The organism is Pseudomonas sp. FeS53a, from assembly GCF_000931385.1.
GTDB classification, from domain to species: domain Bacteria; phylum Pseudomonadota; class Gammaproteobacteria; order Pseudomonadales; family Pseudomonadaceae; genus Metapseudomonas; species Metapseudomonas otitidis.
In genome coordinates, this window is record NZ_JYFT01000075.1 from 1 (window position 1) to 14,732 (window position 14,732).

The window sequence follows — 14,732 nt, forward strand, 5'->3', positions numbered from 1 at the left end:
GTCCAGGGCGTCCAGGGCCGTGGGCAGGTCCAGCCGTGCCAGGGTCTCGCCCAGGGGACCGCTGGCCAGCACGCGGCCGGCCTCCAGCAGCACTAAGTGATCCGCCAGGCGCGCCACCTCTTCCGGGGAATGGCTGACGTAGAGCACGGGGATGTCCAGCTCGTCGTGCAGGCGTTCCAGGTACGGCAGGATCTCCGCCTTGCGCTTGCCGTCCAGGGCCGCCAGGGGTTCGTCCATCAGCAGCAGCCGGGGGCTGGTGAGCAGCGCCCGGGCCATGCCCACGCGCTGCCGCTCGCCGCCGGACAGCCGCACCGGCATGCGCTCCAGCAGGTGCTCGATGCCCAGCAGCGCCACCGCCTGGTCGAAAGGCACGCGGCGCTGGGCCGCCGGGATGCGCCGTTCGCCGAACGCCAGGTTGCGCCGCACCGACAGGTGCTCGAACAGGCTCGCCTCCTGGAACACGTAGCCCAGGGCGCGCCGATGGGTGGGCACGAACAGGCCACGGGCGCTGTCCTGCCAGACCTCGCCGTTGACCTCCACGCGGCCCTCGGCCCGCTCCAGCCCGGCCAGGCAGCGCAGCACGCTGGTCTTGCCGGAGCCGGAATGGCCGAACAGCGCGGTCACCCCGCGCCCCGGCAGGTCCAGGTCGGTGTCCAGCTCGAAGCCCGGCCAGGCCAGGCGCAGCCGGGCACGGATGCAGTCGTCGGTGCTCATCTCAGCTCCAGCCCGGCTTGAGCCGGCGGCTGGAATACAGCGCCAGCAGGATGAGGAAGGAGAACACCACCATGCCGCCCGCCAGCCAGTGGGCCTGGGCGTATTCCATGGCCTCGACGTGGTCGAAGATCTGCACCGACACCACGCGGGTCTTCTCCGGGATGTTGCCGCCGATCATCAGCACCACGCCGAACTCCCCCACCGTGTGGGCGAAGCCGAGGATGGACGCGGTGATGAAGCCGGGCCGGGCCAGCGGCAGCACCACATGGAAGAAAGTGTCCCAGGGGCCGGCCCGCAGGGTGGCGGCCACCTCCAGCGGGCGCGGGCCGATGGCGTCGAAGGCGTTCTGCAGCGGCTGCACCACGAAGGGCATCGAGTAGAACACCGAGCCCACCACCAGCCCGGCGAAGGTGAACGGCAGGGTGCCGAGCCCCAGGGCCTGGGTGAACTGCCCGACGAAACCGTGGGGCCCCATGCTCACCAGCAGGTAGAAGCCGATGACCGTGGGCGGCAGCACCAGCGGCAGCGCCACCACCGCGCCCACCGGGCCCTTGAGCCAGGAGTCGGTCTGCGACAGCCACCAGGCGATGGGCGTGCCCAGCACCAACAGCAGGGCCGTGGTCAGGGTCGCCAGTTCCAGGGTCAGCCGGATGGCCGCCCAGTCGTCACCGCTCAGGGGCATGCAGGGTTCCTTGAATCAGGGCACGCAGCGGGCGGCCGCCGCGTCAGGGTTTCTCGATCTGGTAGCCGAAGGACTTGATCACCGTGGCCGCCTTCTCGCCCTTGAGGTAGTCCACCAAGGCCTGGGCGGCGGGGTTGTCCTTGCCCTTGGCGAGGATCACCGCGTCCTGCTTGATCGGGTCGTGCAGGGCCGCCGGGACGATCCAGGCGGAGCCGCCGGTCACCTTGCCATCCTTGTAGATCTGCGACAACGCCACGAAGCCCAGCTCGGCATTGCCGGTGGCGATGAACTGGTGGGCCTGGGTGATGTTCTGGCCTTCCACCAGCTTGCCCTTGACCTGGGCGGTCAGGCCCAGCTTCTCCAGCAGCTGGGTGGCGGCCAGGCCGTAGGGGGCGGCCTTGGGGTTGGCGATGGAGAGGTGCTGGTAGTCGTTCTTCTTCAGCACCTCGCCCTGGGCGTCCACGTAGCCGGGCTTGGCCGACCACAGGGCCAGGGTGCCGATGGCGTAGGTGAAGCGCGAGCCGGGCACGGTGGCACCCTCCTGCTCCAGCTTGGCCGGGGTGCTGTCGTCGGCGGAGAGGAACACCTCGAACGGCGCGCCGTTCTGGATCTGCGCGTAGAACTGGCCGGTGGCACCGGTGGCGATCACCAGCTTGTGGCCGGTGTCCTGCTCGAAGTCCTTGGCGATGGCCTGGATCGGCGCGGTGAAGTTGGCGGCGACGGCCACCTGGACATCCTGGGCCAGGGCCAGGTGGGCGGCGGCACTGGCGGCCAGGGCGACGAACACGCGGGACAGCTGAAGCATGGGAAGCACTCCTTTGTTCTTGTGCGGGAAGGGCGAAGCGGTGAGCGGGTGGAGACTCTACACCAGTCGCTATATACAAAACCACACAGCGAAAAAAGGAATCCCACGGACCGTCGAAACAGGCCGTGGAACCGCCGCTGAAAGGCCCAGGCGAGGCCGTACTTCAGTGGGCGTTTGCCGCCGCCCCCGCCTTGGCGCCGAAGGGCGGCTTGGCCAGCCAGATCAGCAGGATCAGGCCCATGCAGACCCAGCCGATCATGGTGAAGTAGTCGATGGTCGACATCATGTAGGCCTGCCCGGTGACGATGCGGTCCAGCGCCGCCGCGTTCTGCTGGGTGACCCCGCCCATCTGCTCCAGCATCTGCCGGGTGCCCGGCTCGTAGATGCTGATGTGCTCGGTGAGGTACGCATGGTGCTGGTCGGCCCGGCGTATCCAGATCCAGGTGGTGAGGGACGCCGCGAAGCTGCCGCCCAGGGTCCGCAGGAAGGTGGCCAGGCCCGAGCCGTCGGCGATCTCGTGCTGGGGCAGGTCCGACAGCAGGATGCTGAGGATGGGCATGAAGAACAGCGCCACGCCGAAGCCCATGAACAGCTGCACCAGAGCGATGTGGGTGTAGTCCACCTCGGTGGTGAAGGACGCGCGCATGAAGCAGCTGGCGCCGATGGCGAAGAACGCCAGGCTGGCCAGCACCCGCAGGTCGAAGTTCTGCGCGTAGCGCCCGACGAAGGGCGACATGATCACCGGCAGCAGGCCGATGGGGGCCGCCGCCAGGCCGGCCCAGGTGGCGGTGTAGCCGAGCTGGGTCTGCAGCCACTGCGGCAGCAGCAGGTTGATGCCGAAGAACGCCGCGTAGCCGCCCACCAGCGCCAGGGTGCCGGCGCTGAAGTTGCGGTGGCGGAACAGCCGCAGGTTGACGATGGGGTGGCGGTCGGTGAACTCCCAGATGACGAACACGGCCAGGGCGATGGCGGCGATCACGCTGCCGGTGATGATGAAGCTCGACTCGAACCAGTCCAGGTCGTTGCCCTTGTCCAGCACGATCTGCAACGCGCCGACGCCGATCACCAGGGTCGCCAGGCCGACCCAGTCCATGGGCTCGCGCTTGAGGGCCACCGGCCGCTTGCGCAGCTGCTGGTACACCACGAAGGCAGCGAACAGGCCGATGGGCAGGTTGATGAAGAAGATCCACGGCCAGCTGAAGTCATCGGTGATCCAGCCGCCGAGGATCGGTCCGGCGATGGGCGCCACCACCGTGACCATCGCCAATAGCGCCAGGGCCATGCCGCGCTTGGCCGGCGGGTAGATGGACAGCAGCAGGGTCTGGGTGATGGGGTACAGCGGCCCGGCGACGAAGCCCTGCAGGGCGCGGAAGGCCACCAGGCTGTTCATCGACTGGGCCACCCCGCAGAGGAACGACGCCAGCACGAACAGCAGCGCGGCGGCGATGAACAGGCGCACCTCCCCCACCCGCCGGCTCATCCAGCCGGTGAGCGGGAGGGCGATGGCGTTGCTCACCGCAAAGGAGGTGATGACCCAGGTGCCCTGCTCCGAACTCACCCCCAGGTTGCCGGCGATGGTGGGCAGGGCGACGTTGGCGATGGTGGTGTCCAGCACCTGCATGAAGGTGGCCAGGGACAGGCCCACCGTGGCCAGGACCAGGTTCGGCGGGGTGAAGCTGGCGGCGGCGTTCTCGCTCATGGTCGCGGCCTCAGCGCAGGGCGGTGCGGCGGGCGGCATCCGGGCCGTTGGCGTGGATCAGCTGCTCGATCATGTGGTCGGCCTCGGCCAGCTGGCGCTGGTACACGTCGGTGGCGAACAGCGCCTGCTTGGGCGGCTGCTGGGCCAGGGCCGGGCCGCTCTGGTCGTGCAGGTCGACCTTGACGTTCATCGACAGACCGATGCGCAGCGGGTGCTCCTTGAGCTGGTCGGCGTTGATGCGGATGCGCACCGGCACCCGCTGGACGATCTTGATCCAGTTGCCGGTGGCGTTCTGCGCCGGCAGCAGGGAGAAGGCGCTGCCGGTGCCGACGCCGAGGCTGTCCACGGTGCCGCTGTACTTCACGTCGCCGCCGTAGAGGTCGGACTCGATCTCCACCGGCTGGCCGATGCGCATCTTCTTCAGCTGGGTTTCCTTGAAGTTGGCGTCGATCCACACCTGGTCCAGGGGGATCACCGCCATCAGTGCGGTGCCCGGCTGCACACGCTGGCCGAGCTGCACGGTGCGCTTGGCGACGTAGCCGGTGACCGGCGCCACCAGGGTGGTGCGGGCCTTCTCCAGGTAGGCCTGGCGCAGTTGCGCGGCGGCGGCCTTCACCTCGGGGTGGGAGGCGATCACGGTGTCGTCCACCAGCGCGCTGCTGGACTTGAGCTGCTGCTGGGCGCTGGTCAGGGCGCTGCGGGCCGACTCCAGGGCGTCACGGGCATGAGCCAGCTCCTCCTGGGAAATGGCCCCGTCCTTGGCCAGGTTGCGACGGCGGGCGAAGTCGGCGCGGGCCTTCTCCATCGCCACCTCGCGGGCGGCCACCTCGGCGCGGTAGCCGTCCACGCTGTTGTAGAGGCCACGCACCTGGCGCACGGTGTGGGCCAGGTTGGCCTCGGCGCGCTGCAGGCCCACTTCGGCGTCGGCCGGGTCGAAGCTCACCAGCTCCTGGCCCTCCTGCACCAGGTCGCCGTCGTCGGCGCCGATGCGTGTGACGGTGCCCACCGTCTGCGGGGTGATCTGCACCACGTTGCCGCCGATGTAGGCGTCGTCGGTGCCTTCGCTCCACTGGCCGACCAGCTGCTGCCAGGCGAAGCTGGCGCCGCCGCCGATGACGATCACGGCCAGCAGGCCCAGCAGCAGGCGTTTGCGGCGGGGGTTGCCCTGTTCGGGGGTGTCTTGGGTTTCGGTGCTCATGGTCGGTGCCTCGTTCATTCGGTGGCAGTCGGCTGGCCTGCCTGGGCCAGCGGGGTGCTGTCGGGTTGGAAGCCGCCGCCCAGGGCCTGCACCAGGCGCACGGAGGCGTCGATGCGCTGGGCGTCCAGGCTGGCCAGCTGGCGCTCGGCGACCAGCAGCTGCTGCTCGACGCTGAGGGCGTCGAGGTAGTTGCCGATGCCTTCGCCGTAGCGGCGCATGGCCAGGTCGTAGTTGGAGCGGGCGATGTCGCGGGCCTCGCGCTGGGCCTCGATCTGCCGGGCCAGGGAGTCGAGCTGGCTGAGGTCTTCGCTGACATCCCCCAGGGCGCCCACCAGGGCCTTGTTGTACTGGGCCACCGCCAGGTCGTAGTCGGCGTCGACGCCGTCGAGCTCGGCGCGCAGGCGGCCGCCGTCGAACACCGGCAGGGACAGCGCCGGGGCCATCTGGTAGAAGCGGCTGTCGCCCTTGAACAGGCCATCCCCGCCCAGGGCGGCGAGGCCGAGCATGGCGCTGAGGTTGAGGTTGGGGTAGAAGCCGGTCTTCGCCGAGTCGATGCCCCGGCTGGCGGCTTCCACCCGCCAGCGCGCGGCGACCACATCAGGGCGACGGCCCAGCAACTCGGCCGGCAGTTCCGAGGGCAGCGCCAGGGCCGCAGGCTGCAGCACCTGCGGACGCTGGATGGCGCGGCCGCGATCCGGCCCCTGGCCGAGCAGTACCGCCAGGGTGGTGCGATCACTGTCGATCTGCTGCTCGGCGGCCAGCAGTTGCTGGCGGGCGGTGGCGCGCTGGGATTCGCTCTGTTGCAGCTGCACCTTGCTGTCCAGGCCGGCGGCCATGCGCTGGCGGCTGAGGGTGTAGAGCTGCTCGGCGCGCTTCACCTCCTCGGCAGCCAGGTCCCGCGCGACGAAGGCATAGGCCAGCTGGTTGTAGGCCCGGGCGATGTCGGCGGACAGCGTCAAGCGCGCGGCCTGCTGGTCCACCTCGGCGGCGCGGGCCTTGCCCAGGGCCGCTTCCCAGGCGGCGCGCCGGCCGCCCCAGAGGTCGAGGTCGTAGTTGAAGCTGAGGGACAGGTACTTGATGCCGGCGTAGTGCCCGCCGATAGGCGCCGGCACCACGCTTTCCGGGGCGCTGGCGCCGGAGTAGCCGGCACTGGCGTTGACGCCGGGCTGGCGATCGGCATCGCGCACCTGGGCATCGGCCAGGGCCTTGCGGGTGCGGGCCGCAGCGGCCGCCAGGTCGGGCGAGCCGGCCAGGGCTTCGCCGATCAGCCCGTCGAGCTGGGCGTCACCCAGTCGGGTCCACCAGTCCTGGCGCGGCCAGGCGGCGGGCCCCACGGCGTGGCCGGCGAGGCTGTCCCCAGCGGCCAGGCCGGCCGGGTCGAGGCGCTGGCCGGCGGGCTCCAGGCCGCTGTAGCTGGCGCAGGCGCCCAGGGCCAGGCTGGCACCGAGCACCAGCCCCAGGCGCAGGGCGGGACGGCGGTCATTCATGGTTCGGGTCTCCGGCAGAGAGGAAGGGGTCGCGCCCCTGGAGGATCTTGCCCAGCAGCCCGAGCAGGGTGCCGAGCTCCTCGGCGGTCAACGGGCTGGTCAGCTCGTTCATGGCGTCAGCGACGATGCGCGGGGTCTCCCGGCTCAGGGCCAGGCCCTGCTCGCTGAGGTGCAGGCGCACGCTGCGGCGGTCCTCTTCGCAGCGCTGGCGCAGCAGCAGGCCCTTCTTCTCCAGGCGGTCGAGCATGCGGGTCATGGAGCCGCTGTCCACGGCCAGTTGGCGGCACAGATCGGCCGGGGTGCTGGCGCGCCCCATGAAGATGAACACCAGTACCTTGAACTGCGCGGCGGTGATGTCCAGCGGGGCCAGGTGGAGGTCCAGCAGGCGGTCCTTGAGCAGCGCCGAGCGACCGAGGTACTGGCCGATGGAGCCATTGAAGGGGTAATCGGAGGGGCTGTAGTGCTTCATTTCCTAATATCTGCCTAGGCAGCTATCGATGCGGCGATGTTACGCCTGAAGACACATTTGGCAAGACAGTCACTGTTGCGTTTGCGCGACAATCCGTTCCGCTGCAAACGGATTGATCAGCGTAAGCCCCGATTCAGGGCCTCGCGACGGGATGAAACGCGGGACGCCGGGCAGCCATCCGCCCGACCGACGGTCAGGGTTCGAGGAAGGCGGCGACCTGGGCCGCGTCGAACGGCCAGTTCAGCTCGGCACCGGTGTCGTTGCGACGCAGGACGGGAATGCGCAGGGCGTAGGCATCCACCCACTGGGGCTGGTCGGTGATGTCCAGCACCTCCACCAGCAGGCCGTGCTCGACGAAGGGCATGAGCACGTTCTCGGCCACTTCGCACAGGTGGCATCCGAGGGTGCCGAACAGGCTGCATTCAGGAAGCATCGCGGGGCTCGCGCAAGGGGAAGGGCGCGCAGTTTATCACGGCCTCCCGGCCCTTCTGCCGGGCGGGACAGACGGGGGCTGGCACGGCGCCAACCCCCGCCAGGCATCAACTGGCCTTGGGCGCGCTGGCGTCGACCGCGCCCTTCTCGGCCGGGGTGCTGGCAGTGCCCTGCAGCAGCGGCGCCAAGCCTTCCAGCAGGCGGCTGTTGAGGGATTTGGCCTTCTCCAGCTGGCCTTCGCTGAGGTTCTGGTTGAGGGAGAAGCCGCCGTCGAGCAGTTGCTGCAGGGTGCCCTTGGCGTCGTCGCTGAAGGCCGCCGCACTCTTCATCGCATCCAGCAGGCCACGGGCGTAGTCGCGCAGGGAGGTGTTCACCGCGCTGGCGGGCTGGCCGCCCTCCTCCGACACCGCGCCATAGGTGCTGGTGGCCTGGGCGTAGGTGGTCTGGGACAGGTTGAGGGACATGGAGGCGAGCTGGTCGCCGTTCATGTTCAGGGCCAGGGCGCGGTCGAAGGCGCCGGACAGGTCGCCCGAGTAGAACTTGCTGGAGATGTCCTGCACCTGGCCGAGCAGGTCGGTGAGTGCGGCCTTCTCGTCGTCGTTGAGGTTGCCTTCGATCTGCACCGACCAGCCACCGATCTGCAGGCTGCCGCTGGAGGCGCTGACCTGGGCACTGGTGCTGGTGGAGGTGCCGCCATTGCCCGAGGTGCGGGTGCTGCTGGCGCTGGCCGAGGTGCTGGACCAGTTGGCCGAGGCCTGAGCGATGGAGATCTTCAGCTTGTCGCCTTCGCGGGTGGTCACCTCCATGTCGAAGGTGCTGGAGCGGGCTACCAGAGTGCTGGTGCTGGCGCTGACCGCCGTGCGGGAGACGCTGGAGGTGTCGCCAGCCGGGGCGTTACCCAGGCCATAGGTGCTGCCGATCCTGGCCAGGCCATCCTGCACGCGCTGGAAGGTGTCTTCGATGTCGCTGGCGATCTTGCCGCCCAGCACACCCATGCCCTGGAGGATCTTCTTGGCTTCGGCGAAGCCCTTCTCCACGCCCTGGCGGGCCTGGTCGAGCATCTTCTGCAGCTTCTCGGGGTCGGCGCCATTGGCCGCTTCGGCCTGGATGCGGCCGCCGACGAAATCGAGGATGCGCCCGGCAACCTTGTCGGGGGTGTAGTCGTCCTGGGTCTTGCCGGCGAGGGTCGCGGGGTCGACGCCGAGTCGCTGGGCGACACGGTTGGCCAGGACGTTCTGAGCGTTGGTGGCGTTGCGGTTGGCGCTGTCGCTACGGGTCAGGTAGTTCGGGCGGCTGGTGGCCGAAGCCAGGGAATCGAGCGAGTTCATGGTGGCAGCCCCGTCTGAGCGGATGTACAGAATTTTTTGACGGCGACTACAGAAAAACCTTGAGGACTATTTAGGGGGCAACCGATGGACGGTCGGCTGCATTCATGCCTGCGGGTCGGGCACCCCGGCGGCGCACAGCAGCACCTCGGCAGCGGCGCCGGCCTCCAGCGCCTGGTCACCCGGCCCCTGGATGTGCGCCATGGTGATGGCCCCCTCCAGCAGGTACTGCAGCTGGCGCGCCAGGCGCGCCGGCTCGGCCACCTCCAGGCGCTCCAGCGCCGCGCGGAAATGCGCCTCGGTATGGCTCTTGTGGGAGGCGGCGACGCGGTGGATGGGGTGGTCGCGGTCATGGAACTCCGCGGCGGCGTTGACGAAGGCACAGCCGTGGTACTCGGTCTCGTGCAGCAGGCCGTGCAGCCCCTCGAACACCGCCAGGATCGCCGTGCGCGGCGGCAAGTGCTCCAGCGCCCAGGCCATGCGCTCGCGGGGGGCTTCCATGCGCTTCTGCAGGGCGGCCTCGATCAGCTCGTCCTTGGACTTGAAGTGCTTGTAGAGAGTCATCTTCGCCACGCCGGATTCGGCCAGGATGCGGTCGATGCCGGTGGCATGGAACCCGTCGCGGTAGAACAGCGTAAGGGCGGTATCGATGAGCTGGTCGCGTTTGCTGGAAGCCATTGGAATCTCCTGGACGGCGCATTATGCGCATCCCCCGGCAGCGGCTCAAACCGCGTGGTTCGCGGTGTGGCGAAAAGAAGATTGAAATAAACAGACAGGTCTGTCTATTATTTTTCACCCCACCCCACCACACGGATGACCTGCCATGCGCCTCCACGACTTCCCCCTCTCCGGCAACTGCTACAAGGTGCGCCTGTTCCTCGGGCTGATCGGCCAGGAGGCGGAGACCGTCTTCGTCAACCTGCCGGCCGGCGCGCAGAAGCAGCCGGCATTCCTCGCCCTCAACCCGCGCGGCCAGGTGCCGCTGCTGGAGGATGACGGCCAGGCCATCGGCGACTCCCAGGCCATCCTCGTCTACCTGGCCAGCCGCTATGCACCCGCCTGGCTGCCGCTGGAGCCCCTGGCCCTGGCGCGGGTCACAAGCTGGCTGAGCTTCACCGCCAACGAGATCCACCACGGCCCGGCCCAGGCGCGGGTGCTCAAGCTGTTCAAGCGCCCCGGCGACCTGGCCGCCGCCCAGGCCCGTGGCGAGCAGGTGCTGGCCCTGGTGGATGCCCACCTCGCCCGGCACCGCTGGCTGGCCGAAGGCGAGACCCCGAGCGTGGCCGACGTGGCGGCCTTCCCCTACCTGGCGATGGCCGGCGAAGGCGGGCTCGACCTGGCGCCCCATCCCCACCTGGGCGACTGGCTGGCGCGCATCCGCGCTCTGCCGGGCTTCATCGACACGCCCCGCCTGCCGGGCTGATCGCCCACCCCCTCCCCTGCCAAGGACGCCGCACCATGCCCCGCTTCGCCCTGCTGTTGACCCTGCTGCTCGTCACCGCCTTCGCCCAGGCCGACGGCCTGCGCTTCGCCCTGGTGAAGACCTCCGGCGCGGAAACCCTCGACGCCTTCACCGTGGAGGGCGGCCAGTGGACCCGGACCGTCCCGGTCAACCACACCGCCGTGCTCATCCAGCACCACGCCGCCACCCTGCTGCTGGACACCGGCCTCGGCCGCCAGGTGGACGCGCAGTTCGAGAAGGACATGCCCTGGTGGGACAAGCCGCTGTTCAAGTACCAGGCGGTGACGCCCGCCCGCGACCAGCTGGACCGGGACGGCATCCGCGTCGACCGCATCCTGCTCACCCACGCGCACTGGGACCATGCCTCGGCCCTGGCCGACTTCCCCGAGGTGCCGGTGTGGGCGCCCTGGGCGGAGATCGACTTCAGCCACATCGCCACCCCGCCCGCCGTGCTGCCCAGCCAGTTCACCCATGGCGTGCGCTGGCAGCCTTTCGAGTTCGAGCCGACGCCCTACATGGGCTTCGACGAGAGCCTCGACCTGTTCGGCGATGGCAGCGTGGTGCTGGTGCCGCTGACCGGGCATACACCGGGCTCGGTGGGGGCGTTCCTGACACTGGCCGACGGACGGCGCTTCTTCTTCACCGGCGACACCAGCTGGCGCCTGGAAGGCTTCACCGGCCCGAACGAGAAGTTCTGGGTCAGCCGGCGGATGGTCGACAACGACCGCGAAGGCACGCGGGCCCAGCTCCAGCGGGTGCACGACCTGATCCAGGCCGACCCCGCGCTGACCGTGGTGCCAGCCCACGACGCCGCCGTGCAGGACCGTATTGGTTACTACCCGCAGTGGACCCAATAAGTGCGCGACCAATGTCTAAGGTGACGAAATTGTTACCGGGTGCTTAATTTTTCCGCGTTGTAACAGGGCGGCCCCAACCGCCCTGCAACCCCAACGAGGAGACAAGAACAATGAGCAAGACCTCGCTCGCGTCCGCCATCACCCTGGCGGCTCTCGGCACCGGCCTCACCCTGCCCGGCCTCGCCCAGGCCGACTTCCTGAAAGACAGCAAGGCCAGCGTCGAGCTGCGCAACTTCTACTTCAACCGTGACTTCCGCCAGGAAGGCGCCGCACAGAGCAAGGCCGAGGAATGGGCCCAGGGGTTCCTGCTGCGCTACGAGTCCGGGTTTACCGAAGGCACCATCGGCGTCGGCGTCGACGCCATCGGCCTGCTGGGGGTCAAGCTCGATTCCAGCCCGGACCGCAGCGGCACCGGCCTGCTCAAGCGCGACCGCGAGAGCAAGCGCGCCCAGGACGAATACGGCGAACTCGGCGTGACCGCGAAGCTGCGCGCCTCCAAGAGCGTGCTCAAGGTCGGCACCCTGATGCCCAAGCTGCCCAGCGTGCAGTACAACGACTCGCGCCTGCTGCCGCAGACCTTCAAGGGCGGCCACCTCAACTCCCTGGAGATCGACGGCCTGACCCTCGACGCCGGCCGCCTGACCCAGGTGAACCAGCGCGACTCCTCCGACTACGAGGACATGACCATCACCAGCGGCGGCGCGCGCGGCATCACCTTCCGCAGCGGCACCACCAGCGATGCGTTCAACTTCGGCGGGGCCACCTACAAGTGGAACGACAACCTCACCACCGGCTACAACTACGGCAACCTCGACGACCTCTACAAACAGCACATCTTCACCCTGGTGCACACGCTGCCGCTGGGTGACAAGCAGTCGCTGAAGAGCGACATCCGCTACGCCCGCTCCACCGACGAAGGCACCAGCAACGTGGACAACAAGGCCTTCGGCGCCATGTTCACCTACGCCCTCGGCGGCCATGCCTTCGGCCTCGGCTACCAGAGCATGAGCGGCGACACCGGCTACGCCTACATCAACGGCACCGACCCGTACCTGGTGAACTTCGTGCAGATCGGCGACTTCGCCAACAAGGACGAGAAGTCCTGGCAGGCCCGCTACGACTTCAACTTCGCCTCCGTGGGCATCCCCGGCCTGACCTTCATGACCCGCTACCTCTCCGGCGACAACGTCGACCTGGGCGCCGGCCGGCCGGATGGCAAGGAATGGGAACGCAACACCGACATCGCCTACGTGTTCCAGGACGGCCCGCTGAAGAACCTGGGCGTGAAATGGCGCAACGCCACCGTGCGCTCCACCAACTTCGGCAACGACCTGGACGAGAACCGCCTGATCGTCAGCTACGTCATTCCGCTCTGGTAAGACGAGCCGCCAGCGTTGAAAACGCCGCCCTGAACCGGGCGGCGTTTTTCATGGGCCGGTAGCCACCGGCTCGGGACCAGGCGGATCATCGAGCTCAGCCTCGCTCGACCAGCCGAGCCCCTCCGAACCGTGGCGCCCCTCACCCCACCCTCAACACCCCCGTATCGATCGCCAGGTGCACCAGTTCCGCCTGCGAGCCGATCTGCAGCTTGTTCTTCACCATCGTCAGGTGGTTGGAGACCGTCTTGCCGCTGATGCACAGGTGCTCGGCGATGCGCCGTACCGGCATGCCCCGCGCCAGCATGGTGAAGATCTCCAGCTCGCGCTGGGTCATGCCCGACAGGCGCGGGTCGCCCGCCTCCCGGCTGGGGTGACAGGCGAGCTGGGTGGCCAGGGGCTGCTCGATGTAGGCGTGCCCGGCGAGGATGCGCCGCACCGCCTCCACCAGCACCTCCGGCGAGGCGTTCTTGGTGAGGTAGCCCGAGGCACCGGCCTCCAGCGCCTGGCGAACCAGGGGCAACTCGTCGTGCATGCTGAAGAACAGCACCCGCAGCTGCGGCAGGCGCTGGCGCAGGCGGCGGGTGGTCTCCAGCCCGCTGATGCCCGGCAGGGTGAAGTCCATCACCACCAGGTGGGGAATGCTCTCCTGCACCGCCTGCAGGGCCTGCTCGCCGCTGGCCGCCTCGCTCACCTGCACCTCGGGCAGCAAGGCGCGGAGCAGGCTGGCGTAGCCCTGGCGCACCACCGAGTGGTCATCCACCAACAGAATCTTCATGGGCCCTCCAGGCCGTCCAGCGGCATGCTCACCCGCAACAGCCAACCCCGGCCGGCGCGGGTGCGCAGGCGCAGGCGGCCGCCGAGGCAGCGGGCGCGCTCGGACATGGAGCGCAACCCGATGCCGGGCTGCGGGGCGCGCTCGGCGCCCCGCCCGTTGTCCCCCACCAGCAGGCACAGCCGCTGCCCGCGTCGCTCCAGGCGCACGCTCACGGCACTGGCGCCGGCATGCCGGGCGACGTTGGTCAGCGCCTCCTGCAGCAGGCGGTAGAGGTGCGCGCGCTCGCCCGGCGCGAGGGTCGGCAGCGACGCTCCGAGGTGCAGGCGCAGGGGAATGCCCTGGGCCTGCTGCCACTGCTCGGCGAGCAGGCGCAGGGCGTCGTCCAGGGCCAGGCGTTCCAGGGCGGTCGGGTAGAGGTCGCGCACCAGCGCGCGGAAGGCGGCCTGCATGCGCTGGCAGTTGCCCTCCAGGTCCTGCAGCACCGTGACGGTGCCCGGTGCCTGGCCGGACAGCGAGCGCAGCAGCAGCAACTGTGCGCGGATGCCCACCAGGTACTGGCCGATGTCGTCGTGCAGGGCCATCGCCAAGTGCTTGCGCTCGTGCTCCTGCAGGTCCAGCAGGGCCTGGGTGAGCGCGGCGTTTTCGTCGCGCACCCGCTCCAGGGTGCCGACCATGCCGTTGAAGTGCCCCACCAGGCGCTGGGCCTCGTCCAGCGGGTGCCCCGCCAGGCGCACATCCAGGCGCCCTTCCGCCACCGCGTCGAAGGCCTGCTGCAGCTCCTCCAGCGCCTGCAGCCCGCGGGCCAGGGCCCAGCGGATGGCGGCCAGGCTGAGCGCCAGGGCCAGGGCGAACAGCACCAGCAGCTGCAGCACGCCGTTGCGTACCTCGTCGATGCCGTCACGGGGGTCGAGCAGCAGCCAGGCCTGTTCACCGCCAGCCAGGGGCAGCGGGTCGCCCACCGTCTCGGCCGGTGGGAAGGGCCAGCCCGGGGCACTGCGGGTCAGGGGCGACGGGGCATTCATCGGCAGGCGCACGATCTGAAGGTGCCGCAGCCCGGCGGCGAGGGCCGAGTCGAGCACGTTCGGGTCCTGCTCGGCGGCCTGGCGCAGGTAATGGGCAGCGGCCCGCTCGGTGGCCAGTTCCTCGGCCAGGGACTGGGCGCCCTGGTGCACCAGCACCAGGCTGCAGAGCAGCGCCACGGCGGCGAAGCAGAGGCTGACCCAGAGCTGGATGCGCAGGGCCGTGCTCATGGCCGCGCCCGTTCCGGCTGGGCGCTGGGCGGCTGCGGGCCATGAACCCGATCCAGGCCGATCAGGGTGATGATCAGCAACAGGGGCAGCAGCAGGGCCTTGAGCACGCGCATGGCCGATCCTCGAGCGGATTTTCCGATGCGCCCATGCTAGGCGTACCCCCGGGCGAGCCGATTACTACCTTGGTACCGGTCGCGC

General features: G+C 69.3%; 15 protein-coding genes. 3 read left to right on the forward strand and 12 right to left on the reverse strand.

Annotated features, from left to right (window positions below; translation table 11 throughout):
• The 10 genes from modC to SZ55_RS22740 form a co-directional block, all read right to left on the reverse strand.
• The coding region (gene modC / locus SZ55_RS22695) for a molybdenum ABC transporter ATP-binding protein (RefSeq protein ID WP_044412089.1) at nucleotides 1-714 on the reverse strand (714 nt) is incomplete at its 3' end.
• Between the two features lies 1 nt (nucleotide 715).
• Nucleotides 716-1,396, reverse strand: a complete 681-nt coding sequence (gene modB / locus SZ55_RS22700; protein WP_044412093.1) for a molybdate ABC transporter permease subunit — start codon at nucleotides 1,394-1,396, stop codon at nucleotides 716-718.
• Nucleotides 1,397-1,439: 43 nt separating this feature from the next.
• A complete protein-coding gene (gene modA / locus SZ55_RS22705) occupies nucleotides 1,440-2,201 on the reverse strand; it encodes a molybdate ABC transporter substrate-binding protein (RefSeq protein ID WP_044412096.1) in 762 nt (253 codons plus the stop codon).
• A 163-nt stretch (nucleotides 2,202-2,364) separates the two neighbouring features.
• Nucleotides 2,365-3,900, reverse strand: coding sequence for a DHA2 family efflux MFS transporter permease subunit (locus SZ55_RS22710; RefSeq protein ID WP_044412612.1), 1,536 nt, complete (start codon nucleotides 3,898-3,900; stop codon nucleotides 2,365-2,367).
• Between the two features lie 10 nt (nucleotides 3,901-3,910).
• Nucleotides 3,911-5,098, reverse strand: a complete 1,188-nt coding sequence (locus SZ55_RS22715) for an HlyD family secretion protein (protein WP_044412098.1) — start codon at nucleotides 5,096-5,098, stop codon at nucleotides 3,911-3,913.
• Nucleotides 5,099-5,112: 14 nt separating this feature from the next.
• The gene (locus tag SZ55_RS22720; protein ID WP_044412100.1) at nucleotides 5,113-6,585 is read right to left on the reverse strand and encodes an efflux transporter outer membrane subunit; all 1,473 of its coding nucleotides are present in this window, start codon (nucleotides 6,583-6,585) and stop codon (nucleotides 5,113-5,115) included.
• Nucleotides 6,578-7,054, reverse strand: coding sequence for a MarR family winged helix-turn-helix transcriptional regulator (locus SZ55_RS22725; protein ID WP_044412103.1), 477 nt, complete (start codon nucleotides 7,052-7,054; stop codon nucleotides 6,578-6,580). The genes SZ55_RS22720 and SZ55_RS22725 overlap by 8 nt, the downstream gene beginning before the upstream one ends.
• Before the next feature lie 193 nt (nucleotides 7,055-7,247).
• Complete coding sequence (locus SZ55_RS22730) at nucleotides 7,248-7,487, reverse strand: glutaredoxin family protein (RefSeq protein WP_044412105.1); 240 nt, start codon at nucleotides 7,485-7,487, stop codon at nucleotides 7,248-7,250.
• 106 nt (nucleotides 7,488-7,593) lie between these two features.
• On the reverse strand, nucleotides 7,594-8,814 hold the full coding sequence (locus tag SZ55_RS22735; RefSeq protein WP_044412109.1) for a DUF5610 domain-containing protein: 1,221 nt from the start codon (nucleotides 8,812-8,814) through the stop codon (nucleotides 7,594-7,596).
• A gap of 102 nt (nucleotides 8,815-8,916) precedes the next feature.
• Entirely contained in the window at nucleotides 8,917-9,489 is a 573-nt protein-coding gene (locus SZ55_RS22740) for a TetR/AcrR family transcriptional regulator (protein ID WP_044412112.1), read from the reverse strand.
• 145 nt (nucleotides 9,490-9,634) lie between these two features.
• Between SZ55_RS22740 and SZ55_RS22745 the strand changes: the two genes are divergently transcribed.
• The 3 genes from SZ55_RS22745 (at nucleotide 9,635) to SZ55_RS22755 (ending at nucleotide 12,509) form a co-directional block, all read left to right on the forward strand.
• A complete protein-coding gene (locus tag SZ55_RS22745; protein ID WP_044412115.1) occupies nucleotides 9,635-10,234 on the forward strand; it encodes a glutathione S-transferase family protein in 600 nt (199 codons plus the stop codon).
• 35 nt (nucleotides 10,235-10,269) lie between these two features.
• Complete coding sequence (locus tag SZ55_RS22750) at nucleotides 10,270-11,130, forward strand: MBL fold metallo-hydrolase (RefSeq protein WP_044412118.1); 861 nt, start codon at nucleotides 10,270-10,272, stop codon at nucleotides 11,128-11,130.
• A gap of 110 nt (nucleotides 11,131-11,240) precedes the next feature.
• Entirely contained in the window at nucleotides 11,241-12,509 is a 1,269-nt protein-coding gene (locus tag SZ55_RS22755) for an OprD family porin (RefSeq protein WP_044412121.1), read from the forward strand.
• Nucleotides 12,510-12,648: 139 nt separating this feature from the next.
• On the opposite strand, the gene SZ55_RS22760 is transcribed toward SZ55_RS22755, so the two are convergent.
• The gene (locus SZ55_RS22760; RefSeq protein WP_044412124.1) at nucleotides 12,649-13,284 is read right to left on the reverse strand and encodes a response regulator transcription factor; all 636 of its coding nucleotides are present in this window, start codon (nucleotides 13,282-13,284) and stop codon (nucleotides 12,649-12,651) included.
• The gene (locus SZ55_RS22765; protein WP_044412127.1) at nucleotides 13,281-14,534 is read right to left on the reverse strand and encodes a sensor histidine kinase; all 1,254 of its coding nucleotides are present in this window, start codon (nucleotides 14,532-14,534) and stop codon (nucleotides 13,281-13,283) included. The genes SZ55_RS22760 and SZ55_RS22765 overlap by 4 nt, the downstream gene beginning before the upstream one ends.
• Between the last annotated feature and the right edge of the window lie 198 nt (nucleotides 14,535-14,732).

Bases quoted from the DNA above. Each gene is read 5' to 3' on its own strand.
- SZ55_RS22710 (WP_044412612.1), bottom strand. From the start codon at position 3,900: ATGAGCGAGAACGCCGCCGCCAGCTTCACCCCGCCGAACCTGGTCCTG.
- SZ55_RS22755 (WP_044412121.1), top strand. From the start codon at position 11,241: ATGAGCAAGACCTCGCTCGCGTCCGCCATCACCCTGGCGGCTCTCGGC.
- SZ55_RS22765 (WP_044412127.1), bottom strand. From the start codon at position 14,534: ATGAGCACGGCCCTGCGCATCCAGCTCTGGGTCAGCCTCTGCTTCGCC.
- SZ55_RS22730 (WP_044412105.1), bottom strand. From the start codon at position 7,487: ATGCTTCCTGAATGCAGCCTGTTCGGCACCCTCGGATGCCACCTGTGC.
- modB (WP_044412093.1), bottom strand. From the start codon at position 1,396: ATGCCCCTGAGCGGTGACGACTGGGCGGCCATCCGGCTGACCCTGGAA.
- SZ55_RS22735 (WP_044412109.1), bottom strand. From the start codon at position 8,814: ATGAACTCGCTCGATTCCCTGGCTTCGGCCACCAGCCGCCCGAACTAC.
- SZ55_RS22760 (WP_044412124.1), bottom strand. From the start codon at position 13,284: ATGAAGATTCTGTTGGTGGATGACCACTCGGTGGTGCGCCAGGGCTAC.
- SZ55_RS22715 (WP_044412098.1), bottom strand. From the start codon at position 5,098: ATGAGCACCGAAACCCAAGACACCCCCGAACAGGGCAACCCCCGCCGC.
- SZ55_RS22750 (WP_044412118.1), top strand. From the start codon at position 10,270: ATGCCCCGCTTCGCCCTGCTGTTGACCCTGCTGCTCGTCACCGCCTTC.
- SZ55_RS22725 (WP_044412103.1), bottom strand. From the start codon at position 7,054: ATGAAGCACTACAGCCCCTCCGATTACCCCTTCAATGGCTCCATCGGC.
- SZ55_RS22720 (WP_044412100.1), bottom strand. From the start codon at position 6,585: ATGAATGACCGCCGTCCCGCCCTGCGCCTGGGGCTGGTGCTCGGTGCC.
- modA (WP_044412096.1), bottom strand. From the start codon at position 2,201: ATGCTTCAGCTGTCCCGCGTGTTCGTCGCCCTGGCCGCCAGTGCCGCC.
- SZ55_RS22740 (WP_044412112.1), bottom strand. From the start codon at position 9,489: ATGGCTTCCAGCAAACGCGACCAGCTCATCGATACCGCCCTTACGCTG.
- SZ55_RS22745 (WP_044412115.1), top strand. From the start codon at position 9,635: ATGCGCCTCCACGACTTCCCCCTCTCCGGCAACTGCTACAAGGTGCGC.